At 64.4% G+C, this 15,408-nt stretch carries 10 protein-coding genes; all 10 read right to left on the bottom strand.

Annotation, left to right across the window (positions count from 1 at the left end; all coding sequences use genetic code 11):
- Window positions 1-35 precede the first annotated feature (35 nt).
- A complete protein-coding gene (tuf, locus tag CUTER_RS01520) occupies window positions 36-1,226 on the bottom strand; it encodes an elongation factor Tu (protein ID WP_047258944.1) in 1,191 nt (396 codons plus the stop codon).
- Window positions 1,227-1,470: 244 nt separating this feature from the next.
- Window positions 1,471-3,729, bottom strand: coding sequence for a sialidase family protein (locus tag CUTER_RS01515; RefSeq protein ID WP_047258943.1), 2,259 nt, complete (start codon window positions 3,727-3,729; stop codon window positions 1,471-1,473).
- 134 nt (window positions 3,730-3,863) lie between these two features.
- Entirely contained in the window at window positions 3,864-4,655 is a 792-nt protein-coding gene (locus tag CUTER_RS01510; RefSeq protein ID WP_047258942.1) for a fumarylacetoacetate hydrolase family protein, read from the bottom strand.
- Between the two features lie 210 nt (window positions 4,656-4,865).
- Window positions 4,866-6,995 (bottom strand): elongation factor G, encoded by a 2,130-nt coding sequence (fusA, locus tag CUTER_RS01505; protein ID WP_047258941.1) that lies wholly within the window; start codon window positions 6,993-6,995, stop codon window positions 4,866-4,868.
- Between the two features lie 227 nt (window positions 6,996-7,222).
- On the bottom strand, window positions 7,223-7,690 hold the full coding sequence (gene rpsG / locus CUTER_RS01500) for a 30S ribosomal protein S7 (RefSeq protein ID WP_047258940.1): 468 nt from the start codon (window positions 7,688-7,690) through the stop codon (window positions 7,223-7,225).
- Window positions 7,691-7,693: 3 nt separating this feature from the next.
- A complete protein-coding gene (rpsL, locus tag CUTER_RS01495; protein WP_047258939.1) occupies window positions 7,694-8,065 on the bottom strand; it encodes a 30S ribosomal protein S12 in 372 nt (123 codons plus the stop codon).
- 204 nt (window positions 8,066-8,269) lie between these two features.
- Window positions 8,270-9,121: a serine hydrolase gene (locus CUTER_RS01490; RefSeq protein ID WP_236684743.1), complete on the bottom strand. Its 852-nt coding sequence runs from the start codon at window positions 9,119-9,121 to the stop codon at window positions 8,270-8,272.
- Window positions 9,121-9,675 (bottom strand): flagellar basal body-associated FliL family protein, encoded by a 555-nt coding sequence (locus CUTER_RS01485; protein WP_047258937.1) that lies wholly within the window; start codon window positions 9,673-9,675, stop codon window positions 9,121-9,123. Before CUTER_RS01485 ends, CUTER_RS01490 begins: the two co-directional genes overlap by 1 nt.
- 33 nt (window positions 9,676-9,708) lie before the next feature.
- On the bottom strand, window positions 9,709-11,142 hold the full coding sequence (locus tag CUTER_RS01480; protein ID WP_158408106.1) for an MFS transporter: 1,434 nt from the start codon (window positions 11,140-11,142) through the stop codon (window positions 9,709-9,711).
- A 181-nt stretch (window positions 11,143-11,323) separates the two neighbouring features.
- Window positions 11,324-15,364, bottom strand: coding sequence for a DNA-directed RNA polymerase subunit beta' (locus CUTER_RS01475; RefSeq protein WP_047258935.1), 4,041 nt, complete (start codon window positions 15,362-15,364; stop codon window positions 11,324-11,326).
- Between the last annotated feature and the right edge of the window lie 44 nt (window positions 15,365-15,408).

Here is a 15,408-nt window from a genome sequence, read left to right as displayed (position 1 = left end):
GTCGTCGCGTTAGTCGGCGATACCTAGGCTAGGAATTAGTCCAGGATCTTGGTGACGCGGCCAGCGCCGACGGTGCGGGAGCCCTCGCGGATGGCGAAGCGCAGGCCCTCGTCCATGGCGACCGGCTGGATCAGCTCGACGGACATCTCAACGTTGTCGCCCGGCATGACCATCTCGGTGCCTTCCGGCAGCTTGACGACGCCGGTGACGTCGGTGGTGCGGAAGTAGAACTGCGGACGGTAGTTGTCGAAGAACGGGGTGTGGCGGCCGCCCTCATCCTTGGACAGGACGTAGACGGAGCCCTCGAACTTCTTGTGCGGGGTGTAGGCGCCCGGCTTGATGACGACCTGGCCACGCTCGACATCTTCGCGCTTGGTGCCGCGGAGCAGCAGGCCACAGTTGTCGCCAGCCTCGGTGTAGTCGAGCAGCTTGCGGAACATCTCGATGCCGGTGACGGTGGTGGACATGGCCTTTTCCTTGATGCCGATGATCTCGACATCCTCGTTGACCTTCAGCTGACCACGCTCGACACGGCCGGTGACGACGGTGCCGCGGCCGGTGATGGTGAAGATGTCCTCGATCGGCATGAGGAACGGCTGGTCGGTGGCGCGCTCCGGATCCGGGATGGAGTCGTCGCAAGCCTGCATGAGCTCGACGATGGACTCGGTCCACTTCTCGTCGCCCTCAAGAGCCTTCAGAGCAGAGATGTGAACGATCGGGGCGTCCTCGTCGTACTCCTGCTCGGCCAGCAGCTCGCGGACCTCCATCTCGACGAGCTCGATGATTTCCTCATCGTCAACCATGTCGCACTTGTTCAGGGCGACGAGGATGTAGGGGACGCCGACCTGGCGGGCGAGCAGAACGTGCTCGCGGGTCTGCGGCATCGGGCCGTCGGTGGCGGCGACGACGAGAATAGCGCCGTCCATCTGGGCAGCACCGGTAATCATGTTCTTGATGTAGTCAGCGTGGCCCGGGGCGTCGACGTGAGCGTAGTGGCGCTTCGGGGTGTTGTACTCGACGTGGGAGATGTTGATCGTGATGCCACGCTCCTTCTCCTCCGGCGCCTTATCGATGGCGTCGAACGCAAAGGCCTCGTTCTCATCCGGGTACTGGTCGGCCAGAACCTTGGTGATGGCGGCCGTCGTGGTGGTCTTGCCGTGGTCGACGTGACCGATGGTGCCGATGTTAACGTGCGGCTTCTTGCGCTCGAACTTCGCCTTTGCCATTGGATATCCTCCTGGACTTCGTCATGGCCACGACTTTCGTAGCCACATATTGAAAATCGTCACCGGCACAGGCAATGCGACGACTGCCGAGGCTCATCGCCCGCCACGAACTGTACCGGCCATACGATCCTAGGTTTTCATCCGTCCGCTAGCAAACGAACGGTGCTCACCTAAAATTCGCTCCCGGCCATCCTAGCAACTTCCACCCAACCCCGCTAAATGGGCCGCCTGGGCTACGCCGTATTTATCCCTGCAGCGACGACGTTAGCCACGTCAGCGGGACAATACTGAGGAATAATCCTTGCCGCTCGCGCTCCCACAACAAGCCAATGTCGCCATTCGGCAGCTGCGTCATGCATTGGTAGACGTAGTGCTTCGGATTGAACACCCGGTTATGGGGCCACGTGGCCCCGTCGTCGAGGCTCAGCCGCAGCACGCCGCGCCCGCGGTAGGGCACCAGCTGGGAGGCGTTGGCGAAAACAATGCCGGGGTGGCCGTCGACGTCGACGGCGATGGCGTTGGGCTGGGAGAAGATCTCCGGGATGGCGTCCACGAAGTCCACCTGGCCCCAGCTGGTCCCGCCGTCGTCGGATACGGCGTGGGCCACTCGTCCAGCAGCGTTGTTGTTGCGCATCCACACGTGCACCCGACCCTGGGAGTCTTCCACGAATACCGACTCGTAGCTGAAGGCGGGTTCGTAGATGAGGTCGCGGGAGCTCACCACCTGCCCGTCGATGTTTCGACCGTCGTTGGTCGATGCGCCCCTATGCCACGTCTGACCCCCGTCGTCCGTATACAAAGCAGCACACGAGAAGGCGGACCGGTGCTCGTTGTTGTGATAGAGCGGGATGAGGATGCGCCCGGCGTGCTCGCCGCGGGACAGCTGTATGCCGTTGCCGGGTGAGGTTCCGCAGAAACTCATCCACTCCTCTTTCACTTCCGCGGTGATGTCACGCGGGGCGGACCACGTCTCGCCGTCGTCGTCGGAGTAAATGATCTGAAGGTAGCTCGTGGGGTGTGCAAGCAGCGTCTGATTGGGGTCCACGCCGTCGGCTAAGTAGATGTTGCCGCCGCGGTTGACATTGCCGTCCGAGGCCACCCGGTAGCTGGTAGGTTTCCCCTCCGCGGTGAGCACCTCACCGTCGTCTTTAAGCAGGTAGATCATGCCTTCTTCGTCGTGGAGGATTCGGCGTCCACAATCGTCAAAGCCTCTCCCGAGCGCGGCGTTGGGCTGGCCGATGCCACCAGGGAAGAAGTCAAGGACGCAGAACAACCGGCCGGTGTCCCGGTCCTGCACCAGCACCGAATCCGTTGCCGACGCGCCGAGCAATCCGCTACCCGGGTGCTCGATGACGGTCTGTACGTCCAACCAGGTCCGCCCGCCGTCGAGGGAGCGTCGGATGGTGAAATTAATGTCATTCGGCGCGTCATTCGGGATACTCACGCGCTGGTCCGCCCCCGCCACCACCACACCAGAGGCCAAGGTCACCAGCGAAGGGATGCGGTAGCTGGCAGAGTCCAACAATCCGGTGTCGAACAACGCCCGGGTCTCCAGCGGCTCGACGGACGCCAGGCGCTTAACCTGGTGGTCGCTGAGCACCGCATCAAAGATATGAGCTTCTGAAACTTCGCCGAACAACCGTCTGCCATCGGCGTCCATTCCCGCCAGCACCTGTGAGATGCTCCCCAGGTCGGCGAAGAAGGCCATTCCCGGTTCGTGGACAACCTGGTAACCATCCGCGTAGAGATCGACTGCCCCATGGCCGACGACGGCCACGACGTCGTGGTCATTACCGTCGTCCCATCGCCCTTCGGCTAGGGCTTCCACCACCAATTCATCGCTTAACCAGACGCGATAATAGAGGTTTCCCCCGTCGTCGATTCCCATCCGGATAACGCCATCCACACCGACCACCGTGACGGCGACACCGTGCTGACCGCGGCCACGAGTCCGGAAGCGGGCGCGGATGGCCCCCTTGCGCAGCGTGGAGCATCGTTGCACGTCCCGCGTTGATAGCTCAGCAGCGGCGAATTCGACGAACGGTTCCGCCGCGACGGCCAGCGCCACTGCTGCCCGTGGGGTCAAACCCGGCTCAAGCACTGCCACGCGATACACCGTGATGATCTCTGCGGGATCCACCGTAAATTCCTCGATGCCGAGGTCACGGAACCACAGTTGCGTCGTGGCGGAGAACGCCTCGTAGCCGTCAACGAAGAGATGGGTTCCACTGTCATTGACGGTGAGCGTCACAGAGTGAATGGCTCCATCGTTGAGGCCAACCGCGTCCTCGGCATCGAGTCTGCGATGCTCGCTCGCCGAGTGGATTTCACCGTCGAGCCGCCCACCAGTGAGGCTCAGCGTAATCCAGCCATCGGCCCCGGAGGCACGAAGCAGCTCGGCGTCCGCGGTCGCGGCGAAATCCAGGTGTAGGGAGCCGTGTCGTTGAACGGCAGCCTCGGGGACAGTGAATACTCCTGCGCCGGCGCGGTGATCGAGGTACATTGGCGGGTTTCCTTGATGAATCGTGGGTTTCCCCACCCGCCGGTGCCGCCGCCCGCTCAGGCCTGCTTTGCGTTGCCCGGAGCATTACGGAAGGCGTCGCGATTGCCGCTAAGGCGGGTGAAGGCTTGCTGGTTTTAAAGGTAACGCACGGGGTTGACGAGCTCGCCGACGCCGTCGAGGGCGAGGTGGATCTCGTCGCCGTCCTCCATGGCGATGACCCCGGGAGGGCACCCGGTGGCGATGATGTCGCCCGGCTCCAGGGTGTAGAACTCGCTGACGTACTCGATGATCTGCGCCACCGACCACACGAGCGTGGACGTCGACTGCTCGACGCACTCGATGGTCTCTCCGCCGCGCACCACCGAAGCGGTGATGAGCACGTCGTCGGGGTTGGCGATCTCGGTCTCCACCACGGGGCCGACGGGGCAGAACGTGTCGAGGCCCTTGCCGCGGGCCCACTGGCCGTCCTTTTGCATGAGGGCGCCGGCGGAGGCGTCGTTGACCACGGTGTAGCCGAGGACGTAGTCGAGGGCGTTGTCCTTGGTCGCGCCCTTGCAACGCGTGCCGATGACGATGCCGAGTTCCACCTCGTAGGCAGCGCCGCGCGCCACCTCAGGAACCTCGATGGCGGCCTTCGGTCCGATGACCGATGACGGCGGCTTGAGGAAGAAGAACGGCTCGCGGTCCACGCCCGGACGGAACTCAGCCGCCGGGTCTTGGAGGTAGGTGCCGCTCATGGCGATGACCTTGGTGGGGACCACGGGGGCGAGCAGGTCGGCGGTGGCGATGTCCACGGTTTCCCCCGTGGTGGTGAGTTCGCCGGCACCGATGGCATCGATGGTGTCGGCGGCGAGCAGCTGGGCCTGGTCACCGTCGACGACGGCGAAGCGCGGCTGGCCGTCAACGGCGAGGCGGGCGATCTTCATGGTTGTACCCCTTCTTCTCGGGCGGGGCGACGGCTTCCCGCGCCCCAACGTGCCTGACTTGTCAGACATCAGATGTTTACACTTTCCTCAGTGTAGCCCACCACCGCGACGCCCAGCCAGGAACAACCAGACCCACAGCAAATTATGCGAAAGGCCCCCACCCCTTAAGGGGCGAGGGCCTTCAGCCGGCGATGTGTTTAAGCTTCAGCCTTACTTGGCGTTGCCGTTACGCTCGGCGATGATCTCGTCGGCGACGGACTTCGGAACCTCGGCGTAGGAGTCGAAGATCATCGTGAAGTTCGCGCGGCCGGCGGTGCGGGAACGCAGGTCACCGATGTAGCCGAACATCTCGGACAGCGGAACCTTGGACTTGACGATCTTGGCGCCAGCGCGGTCCTCCATGGCGTTGATCTGGCCACGACGGGAGTTGATGTCGCCGATGACGTCACCCATGTACTCCTCCGGCGTGATGACCTCAACGGCCATGAGCGGCTCCAGCAGCACCGGCTTCGCCTTGGCCAGGGCCTCCTTGAGGGCCTGGGAACCGGCGAGCTTGAACGCCATTTCCGAAGAGTCGACGTCGTGGTAGGCGCCGTCCTCAAGGGAGGCCTTGATGTTCACCAGCGGGTAGCCAGCGAGGTAGCCGTACTGCATGGCGTCCTGGATACCAGCGTCGACGGAGGGGATGTACTCCTTCGGAACGCGGCCACCGGTGACGTTGTTCTCGAACTTGTAGATCGCGGACTCGCCCTCTTCGAGGGTCTCCGGCTCCGGAGCATACGGCTCGATGGAGACGATGACCTTCGCGAACTGGCCGGAACCACCGGTCTGCTTCTTGTGGGTGTACTCCACGTCCTTGACGGCCTTGCGGATCGTCTCGCGGTAGGCCACCTGCGGGTTACCGATGTTGGCTTCCACCTTGAACTCGCGGCGCATGCGGTCAACGAGCACATCGAGGTGCAGCTCGCCCATGCCGCCGATGACGGTCTGGCCGGACTCCTCGTCGAGGCGGACGGTGAAGGTCGGGTCCTCCTCGGCGAGCTTCTGGATGGCCACGCCCAGCTTCTCCTGGTCGGACTTCGTCTTCGGCTCGATGGCGACCTGGATAACCGGATCCGGGAAGTCCATGGACTCCAGGATGATCTGGTCGTTCTGGTCACACAGGGTGTCACCAGTGGTGGTCTCCTTCAGGCCGATGAAGGCGTAGATGTTGCCAGCGAGCGCCTCCTCAACCGGGTTCTCCTTGTTGGCGTGCATCTGGAACAGCTTGCCGACGCGCTCACGCTTGCCCTTGGTGGAGTTCGCGACCTGCTGGCCCGGCTCGACGCGACCGGAGTAGACGCGCACGAAGGTCAGCTTGCCGAAGAACGGGTGAACCGCGATCTTGAAGGCCAGAGCGGAGAACGGAGCGTCGACGGACGGCTTACGGGTCAGCTCAGCGCCATCCTCGCCCACGGCGTGGCCGTGAACCTCGCCGATGTCCAGCGGGGTCGGCAGGAAGTCAACCACGGCGTCCAGCACCGGCTGGATGCCCTTGTTGTGGTAAGCGGTACCACAGAAGACCGGGTAGACCTCAGAGGCAACGGTCATCTTGCGGATGCCGGCCTTGAGCTCCTCGATGGTCAGCTCCTCGCCACCGAAGTACTTCTCCATGAGGGCTTCGTCGGACTCGGCAACGGTCTCGACGAGAGCCTCGCGGTACTCCTCAGCCTTCTCGGCCAGCTCGGCCGGGATCTCCTGGATCTGCGGCTCGGCACCCACCTCGACGCGGCCCGGCCACATGATGGCCTTCATCTCCAGCAGGTCGACGACGCCGTCGAAGGTGTCCTCAGCGCCGATCGGCAGCTGCATGACCAACGGCTTCGCACCCAGGCGGTCCTTGATGGTCTGGACGGTGTAGTAGAAGTCAGCGCCCAGCTTGTCCATCTTGTTGACGAAGCAGATACGCGGAACGTCGTACTTGGTGGCCTGACGCCACACCTGCTCCGACTGCGGCTCGACGCCTTCCTTGGCGTCGAACACGGCGACGGCGCCGTCGAGGACGCGCAGGGAGCGCTCAACCTCGACGGTGAAGTCGACGTGGCCGGGGGTGTCGATGATGTTGATCTGGTTGCCGTTCCAGAAGCAGGTGACCGCGGCGGAGGTAATGGTGATGCCGCGTTCCTTCTCCTGCTCCATCCAGTCAGTGGTGGAGGCACCGTCGTGGGTCTCGCCCACCTTGCGGTTGATACCCGTGTAGAACAGGATGCGCTCGGTCGTGGTGGTCTTACCAGCATCGATGTGGGCCATGATGCCGATGTTGCGGACCTTGTTCAGATCCTTAAGCACTTCTTGTGCCACAGTATTACCCCAACTTTAAGGTCGTCGACGCCGCCGAAAGTCATTAGGCGAACGCCGTGGAAGCGAACAGTTCTGTTTAATTCTGCCACGTCTGCGCACTCATAGCAGCACGACGATCGGGAAGCCCCGGCTCGTCCCCTTCGCGCAGGCGAGGTGGCGATAATACTCGGCAAGCCCGATCGCCGAAGTCTCTGGCAATCGGGCTTGACGAGTTTTCACGCTCTCAACTACCAGCGGTAGTGGGCGAAGGCGCGGTTGGCCTCAGCCATCTTGTGAGTGTCCTCGCGACGCTTGACGGAAGCGCCAAGGCCGTTAGAGGCGTCGAGGATCTCGTTGGCGAGACGCTCCATCATGGTGTTCTCACGACGCTGGCGGGTGAAGGTCACCAGCCACCGCAGAGCGAGGGTGTTGGCGCGGGCCGGGCGAACCTCGACCGGCACCTGGTAGGTGGCGCCACCGACGCGGCGGGAGCGGACCTCCAGGTCCGGACGGATGTTGCCCAGGGCCTTCTCCAGGGTGCCCACCGGGTCGGTGCCGGTCTTCTCGCGGCACTTCTCCAGCGCGCCGTAGACGATGCGCTCGGCGGTGGACTTCTTGCCGTCCAGGAGAACCTTGTTGACGAGCTGGGTCACGACCTCGGACTGGTAGACCGGATCCTTGACGACGGGGCGCTTCGGAGCTGCATTCTTACGCATTGATTACTTCTCCTTCTTGGCGCCGTAGCGGGAACGGGCCTGCTTGCGGTCCTTGACACCCTGGGCGTCGAGCGCGCCGCGGATGATCTTGTAGCGGACACCCGGAAGGTCCTTCACACGACCACCGCGCACGAGCACCATGGAGTGCTCCTGCAGGTTGTGGCCCTCACCCGGGATGTAGGCGGAAACCTCGATGCCGGAGGTCAGGCGAACACGGGCGACCTTACGAAGAGCCGAGTTCGGCTTCTTCGGGGTAGTGGTGTAAACGCGGGTGCACACGCCACGACGCTGCGGCGAACCCTTCAGAGCCGCGGTGGAGACCGCAGACTTCTTATCGTGACGGCCCTTGCGGACCAGCTGCTGAATAGTAGGCATACTTCTCTTTCTCGCTTGAGCCCCAAGAGAACTTCGGGCACATGTTGGTGGAAGACAAACCGAACCATCTGGTGTAGACACAAAAATATTGGGGCTCTTTCCCAGGGCCCGTCCGGTTGTTTCCCAGCACCCGGAGATCCGGGCGCTGAAGCCTCCCACCAAGAATGTGGGACGTAACGGCGAGACTAGCAGACGACTCGCCGATTACCAAACGCCCACCTGCGGCGCAACCACCTCCGACGCGAGCCGATCCAGGATCACCTGCGCCGACTCGTAGGTGCCGTCCGGAGCCATCGCCGCGATCGCCACTCCCCTGCCATCGACCACCCCGAATTGCCGCACCACATAGCGCCCCTGAGTGTCGGGTCCCCAGCCGCCCTTGAACGCAACGCCCGGCAGCCGGCCTAGGCCGTAGGCCTGCGACGGGTCGATGGCCTGCATCGGCGCCAGCACCGCGTCCGACGCTTCCAACTCCGGCAAGTGCGACGCGAACTGCGCCTGCTCTACGAAACCCCACTGGGTTTGCCCGAAGGCGCTGAACTCCGGCCGGGTTACGAAGGGCTGCACCTCCGTGGGATCGCCGGCCTCCCGCAGCACAGCCTCGACGGCCTGCGCCGCCTGCTCCCCGCCGCCGAGGTGCTCCCACAACTGCCGGGCGGCGTCGTTATCGCTTCGCATGATGGCCGCGTCGATGCTCGGCTGGGTACCCGGGTGCAGCCGCGCCGCGGCGATGGACAGCGGCACCTTGATCGTCGACCACGCGGTGACGTCACTCAAAGACCCGGCGACGCCCCCGTCGGACCACGCCACTGCAACCACCGCGCCGGTGTCCTGCTCCACCGCGTCAACGGCGCGCGCCCAGTCGCCAGTCTGCAACTCAGGTGCCGGTTCGACGGTGACGGTCGACGTAATCGTCGACGTCCTTGCCGACCCGCCCGACGGGATCGTGCACCCCGCCGCCAGGATCGCGAGCGACGCTGCCGCGCCCGCACACGCTGTCCACCCACGCACGCTTCGACGGCGCACCGCCGCGCCGCTTCGATAACTGCCACTCACTAGTCGTACAGATAGACGTGCGCGTCCCGGCCGCCGTAGCAATGCAGGCCAGCACCAATGTCTTCGCAGGTCATGGTGTAGTTTTTGCCCGTGACTGTGCTGTATGACGTCACCGAGGAAGGAAAGATCCCGTTCCTGCGGTAGTAGCTCTCGACGTCAGCTTTCACCTGGTAGGCGAACTGCCAACTGGTGGGCCCGGCCACATCCAGGCCGGAGAAGCTGAACGAGGACTTGCTCGGCTGGGCGGGCTTTGCCTGTCCCCTGCCCGCTCCGTCCGCAGGTTGCTTGGCGGCCGTGACGGTCTCCATGACCGTCGTGAGCTCGACCGGCTCCCCCTGCTCGTTAGGCTGCCGGCCCAGCAGGAACCCCGCGGCAATGCCACCGCCTGCCACGATCAGCGCGATGAGGACCGCGAGCAGGACGATGACCGCCGTCATTCCCCCGGAGCGACCACCGGACGGCGCCGGGCCCGGCTGAGCGAAGTAGGGGGACTGGTTGACGGGCGCCCACTGGCCTGTCGGCGGATGCTGCTCGGGAGGCAATTGCTCGCTCATAGATCCTGAAGGTAACACACTGCGTGTGCGCTCTTATTTAACATTTGGCGATTTTTGGCTCCTGATTGTAAACATGACGCACACGACAGCTACCAGGGCAAACACTGCGAGCGCGCCGAGGCTCATCGTGCCCGCCTGGCGCACCGCCAGATTCGACTGCCGGCCGGTGTACGCGATGACCGCACCAATCACCGTCGAGCCGGACGTCTGCACCGCCATGAACACCGTCGTCGCCACCGCGATGCCGATGGCAGAACCGATCGACGACGCCATCTTGAACATGCCCGAACCGACGCCCACCTCGTTGGGCCCGAGGGCGCCGAGGGCGGATGCCGTCGCCGGAGTGGCAAAGAGCGCCAGCCCGAGACCATAGATGCAGAATGCCACGAAAGTGATGACCACGTACGTCAGCTGCATGGTGTTCGTCGCCATGAGCATGATGACCGACAGCGCCACCAACGTCGTACCCACGAGCATCGGCAGGCGCGGACCGTACTTGTTGAGCATCTTCTCACCCGCGCGGATCATGGACAACAGCACCGCCGCATACCCCAACGTGAGGTAGCCGGACGTGGTCACGGACATGTTGCCGGCGCCTTGCAGGACCCACAGGGACACCGTAATCATGCCGGCCGAGGAGGTCACCAGGAAGTTAGCGAGGACCGCGCCGGTGAATTGGAGCTTCTTGAACACGGCGAAGTCGATGAGCGGGTTGTCCGCCCGGCGTTCCTGGAACACGAAGGCCACCGTCGACGCGATGAATACCGTCGCCATCGCCAGGGTGGTAACGCTCGTCCAGCCCCAGGCGCTGCCCTGGGTGAGTACCAGCTGGAAGCTCACCATTGCGACGGCCAGCAGAGCGGTGCCGACGAGGTCCAGCGCCGCCGTGGTTCCCGCCTGCGGGGCCGACTCCGGGACGGCGCGCAGCAGCAGCATCGCAATGACGGCGAAGGCCACGGCGAGGATGAAGATGGACCGCCACCCCAGCGGCGAGCCGGCGAGCACGCCGCCGAACGAGGAGGTCAGCGCCATGCCGCCGAAGGTACCCATGGAGAACACCGATAGCGCCCTAGCCCTGGCCGGGCCTTCCCAGTAGGTGTTGATAAGGCCGAGGGCCGCCGGCATCACCGCGGCGGTGGACATGCCCTGGAGTACTCGCCCGCCGATGAGCATGGCGGTGGCCATGATCGGCGGCCCGAAGGCAAGGCCTACGAGCAGGGAGCCGATGATCGCCATGACGTTGCCGAGCATGATGATTTTGACGCGGCCGTAACGATCGGCCAGCGCGCCCCACACGACGATGAACATGCCGCAGACCAGCGACGCCAGCGAAATGATGATGTTCATGACGCCGGGGTTGATGGACAACTCGCCGGCCACTGATTGTCCGATGTTGAGCAGGGTCTGCGCGCAGAGCCAGAACGTGGATAGCGATAGGACGATTCCGAGCAGGTGACGGTCGTTCACTATGGGTGGTTGAGTGGTCGTGGATGGGGTGGCGTTCATGGCGTACACAGCTTTCTACCAGGAGTTGGTTATGTTCCGAATTATATTCCGGGAGAACGCAAAAAAGCGGCACTAGCACAGGAAATACCTGCGCTAGTGCCACCTAAAGGGGGCAGACCGACGCTAGCCAGAACGCGTCGGCTTAGTAGCCGAAGTCGTACGCCTCATCCAGCGGCACCGACTTGCCCGTGTACTCCGCCTCGGCAGCCTCGTCGCCATAGATGGCCGACGCCCCACCGAGCGAGTAATCGAAGGTCGAGGAGTCCTTCGTGTTCACGGTGATGTTGCGGTAGCGGGAAATGCCCGTACCGGCCGGGATGAGCTTACCGATGATGACGTTCTCCTTCAGGCCCATGAGGGCGTCGGAGCGCTTGTTGATCGCCGCATCGGTGAGCACGCGCGTGGTCTCCTGGAAGGAGGCCGCGGACAGCCACGACTCGGTCGCCAGCGAGGCCTTGGTGATACCCATGATCTCGCTGCGCAGCTCGGCCGGCTGCCCACCGTCGGCCAGCGCCGACGCGTTCGCCTGCTTCGCCTCGGACAGGTCAACGAGGGTACCCGGCAGGAAGGCCGTGGAACCGGAGTCGATGACCGTGCCGCGGCGCAGCATCTGCCGGATGATGATCTCGATGTGCTTGTCGTGAATGGCCACACCCTGGGTGCGGTACACGGCCTGCACCTCGTCGATGAGGTGCTTCTCCACGCCACGGCGGCCGAGGACCTCCAGCACGTCGTGCGGGTCGGCGGCGCCACGCAGCAGGCGGTCGCCCACCTCCACGTGGTCACCCTCGGTGAGCGAACGCTCGATCATCGCCTGCGGGTTGGACTCCATCGGGCGGCGGACCTGGGCCAGGCCCTGGCGCTTCGACAGCTTCTCGTAGATAACATCGTCGCCGCCGTCGTCCGGGGTGATGCGCAGGGTCCAGAAGTTGCCTTCGTCCTCGAGCGAGATGGTGCCCGCCACGGAGGCGATCGGGGCGCGGTTCTTCGGCACGCGGGCCTCGAACAGCTCCTGAACACGCGGCAGACCGCCGGTGATGTCGCCGCCGACACCGCCCTGGTGGAAGGTACGCATGGTCAGCTGGGTACCGGGCTCGCCAATCGACTGGGCGGCGACGATGCCGACCGCCTCGCCGATGTCCACCAGGTGCCCGGAGGCCATGGACTTGCCGTAGCACTTGGCGCACACGCCGGTGGACGTCTGGCAGGTCAGCACGGAGCGGACCTTGACCTCGGCGATGCCGCGCTCGACGAGGGTGTCGATGCGCTCCTCGGTGAGGTCGGTGCCGGCGGCGAGGAGGATCTCCCCCGCGTCGTCCTTGAGGTCGCCGGCGAGGACGCGGCCCGACAGGGACGTCTCGACGAGCGAGTGGCGACGGTGGCCGGTGACCTCACCGGCGGCGTCGAGGACCGGCTCCGAGACCGGGACGCGCACGCCCTGGCGGGTGCCGCAGTCATCCTCGCGGACGATGACGTCCTGGGCGACGTCGACGAGACGACGCGTGAGGTAGCCGGAGTCGGCGGTACGCAGCGCGGTATCGGCCAGGCCCTTACGGGAGCCGTGCGAGTTGTTGAAGTACTCCAGAACCGACAGGCCCTCGCGGAAGGAGGTCTTGATCGGGCGGGTGATGTAGTCACCCTTGGAGTTCACGACCATGCCCTTCATGCCGGCCAGGGTCCAGATCTGGCGCATGTTACCGGCCGCGCCCGACTTCACGATCATCGGAATCGGGTTGTCATCCGGGTAGAGGTTCTCCACCGCCTGACCCACGGTGTTGGTGGCGTCCTGCCACAGCTCCACCAGTCGGTCGTAGCGCTCGCGCTCCGTCAGGGCACCCATGTCCCAGTACTTGCGCTCGATGTTCTCCGCTTCCTTCTCGTAAGATTCGAGGATTTCGATCTTGTTCGGAAGGATGAGCACGTCGTCCATCGTGATGGTCACGCCGGAGCGGGTCGCCCAGTAGAAACCGGCGTCCTTGAGCTTGTCCAGCGTCTGCGCCACCGCGATCATCGGGTACTTGTTCGTCAGCTCAGAGATGACGTCACCGAGCAGCACCTTCTTGGAGCCGCCGCCCTTACGGACCATGACGCCTTCCAGGTACGGGAAGTTCCACGGCAGCAGGTCGTTGAACATGATCCGGCCCAGCGTGGTGCGCGCCGTCCAGGCCTGGCCGCGCTGCCAGCCGTCGGGGAACTGCTCCGCCTCGATGTCGGCCGGCGGGCGCAGGTGAGAGATGCGCACCTTGATCGGGGCCTGCAGGCCCAGCACGCCGCGGTCGCGGGCCATGATCGCCTCCGCGTAGGAGGAGAACACACCCTGCTGCGAGCCGGCCTCGTGCTCCTCGCCCTCGGCGACGGACCACTTCTCCGGACGGTAACCGCCCTGGCCACCGATCTCATCCTCGGCCTTGTCCATGGTGAGGAAGTACAGGCCAGTGACCATGTCCAGGCGCGGCATAGCCAGCGGCTTGCCGGAGGCCGGGGACAGGATGTTGTTCGAGGACAGCATGAGGATGCGGGCCTCGGCCTGGGCCTCGGCGGACAGCGGCAGGTGGACGGCCATCTGGTCGCCGTCGAAGTCCGCGTTGAACGCCTCACAAGCCAGCGGGTGCAGCTGGATGGCCTTGCCCTCGACCAGCTTCGGCTCGAAGGCCTGAATGCCCAGGCGGTGCAGCGTCGGGGCGCGGTTGAGCAGCACCGGGTGCTCGGAGATGGCCTCTTCGAGGACGTCCCACACCTCGGGGCGCTGGCGCTCCACCATGCGCTTGGCGGACTTGATGTTCTGCGCGTAGTCGTTTTCCACCAGGCGCTTCATGACGAAGGGCTTGAACAGCTCCAGGGCCATGAGCTTCGGCAGGCCGCACTCGTGCAGCTTGAGCTGCGGGCCGACGATAATAACGGAACGACCCGAGTAGTCCACGCGCTTACCCAGCAGGTTCTGGCGGAAGCGGCCCTGCTTGCCCTTGAGCAGGTCGGACAGGGACTTCAGCGGGCGGTTGCCCGGACCGGAGACCGGGCGGCCGCGGCGGCCGTTGTCGAAGAGCGCGTCCACAGACTCCTGCAGCATGCGCTTTTCGTTGTTGACGATGATCTCCGGCGCGCCCAGCTCAATCATCCGCTTGAGGCGGTTGTTGCGGTTGATGACGCGACGGTACAGGTCGTTGAGGTCGGAGGTGGCGAAACGGCCACCGTCGAGCTGCACCATCGGGCGCAGCTCCGGCGGGATCACCGGGATGGCGTCGAGCACCATCGCCGCCGGGTCGTTGCCGGAACGCTGGAACGCGGCGACGACCTTGAGGCGCTTGAGCGCACGGATCTTCTTCTGGCCCTTGCCCGAGTTGATGATCTCGGTGAGCTCCTCGACCTCGGCGTCGATGTCGAAGTTGCGGATGAGGGTCTGGATAGCCTCCGCGCCCATGCCGCCGGTGAAGTAATCCTCGTAGCGGTCGACGAGCTCCTCGTAGATGGTCTCGTCGATAATCATCTGCTTCGGGGCCAGCTTGACGAAGGTCTGCCAGATCTCCTCCAGGCGGTCGATCTCCCGCTCGGCCCGCTCGCGGATGTGCTGCATTTCCTTCGTCGCGGCGTTCTGCACCTTGCGGCGCACGTCCGCCTTGGCGCCCTCGGCCTCCAGCTCGGCGAGGTCCTGCTCCAGGTTCACCTGACGCTCGGCGATCTCCGATTCCGCGTCTTCCTGGACGTCCTTCTTCTCCAGCAGCATCTCCGCTTCCAGCGTGGACAGGTCCGCGTGGCGGGCCTCGTCATCGACGCTGGTGATGATGTTGGCGGCGAAGTAGATGATGCGCTCCAGGTCCTTCGGAGCGAGGTCCAGCAGGTAACCCAGGCGGGACGGAACACCCTTGAAGTACCAGATGTGGGTCACCGGGGCGGCGAGCTCGATGTGGCCCATGCGCTCACGGCGAACCTTGGACTTGGTCACCTCGACGCCACAGCGCTCACAGATGATGCCCTTGTATCGCACGCGCTTGTACTTACCGCACTGGCACTCCCAGTCCCGGGTGGGGCCGAAGATGCGCTCACAGAACAGGCCGTCCTTCTCCGGCTTGAGGGTGCGGTAGTTAATCGTCTCCGGCTTCTTGACCTCACCCTTGGACCAACGGCGGATGTCGTCGGCGGTAGCCAGGCCAATGCGAAGCTCGTCGAAGAGGTTTACGTCGAACACGTAACTCCCTTTCCCCCTCCTAGTTGGCGGAGGGGATTGTCAGT

The organism is Corynebacterium uterequi (assembly GCF_001021065.1).
Classification (GTDB): domain Bacteria; phylum Actinomycetota; class Actinomycetes; order Mycobacteriales; family Mycobacteriaceae; genus Corynebacterium; species Corynebacterium uterequi.
Note: the sequence above shows the minus strand (reverse complement) of the source record. Positions and strands in the feature narration are given on the sequence as shown.

What these genes read in the sequence shown, in the direction of transcription:
- CUTER_RS01515 (WP_047258943.1), bottom strand. Translation starts at nt 3,729, where the DNA reads ATGTACCTCGATCACCGCGCCGGCGCAGGAGTATTCACTGTCCCCGAG.
- tuf (WP_047258944.1), bottom strand. Translation starts at nt 1,226, where the DNA reads ATGGCAAAGGCGAAGTTCGAGCGCAAGAAGCCGCACGTTAACATCGGC.
- rpsL (WP_047258939.1), bottom strand. Translation starts at nt 8,065, where the DNA reads ATGCCTACTATTCAGCAGCTGGTCCGCAAGGGCCGTCACGATAAGAAG.
- rpsG (WP_047258940.1), bottom strand. Translation starts at nt 7,690, where the DNA reads ATGCGTAAGAATGCAGCTCCGAAGCGCCCCGTCGTCAAGGATCCGGTC.
- CUTER_RS01510 (WP_047258942.1), bottom strand. Translation starts at nt 4,655, where the DNA reads ATGAAGATCGCCCGCCTCGCCGTTGACGGCCAGCCGCGCTTCGCCGTC.
- CUTER_RS01485 (WP_047258937.1), bottom strand. Translation starts at nt 9,675, where the DNA reads ATGAGCGAGCAATTGCCTCCCGAGCAGCATCCGCCGACAGGCCAGTGG.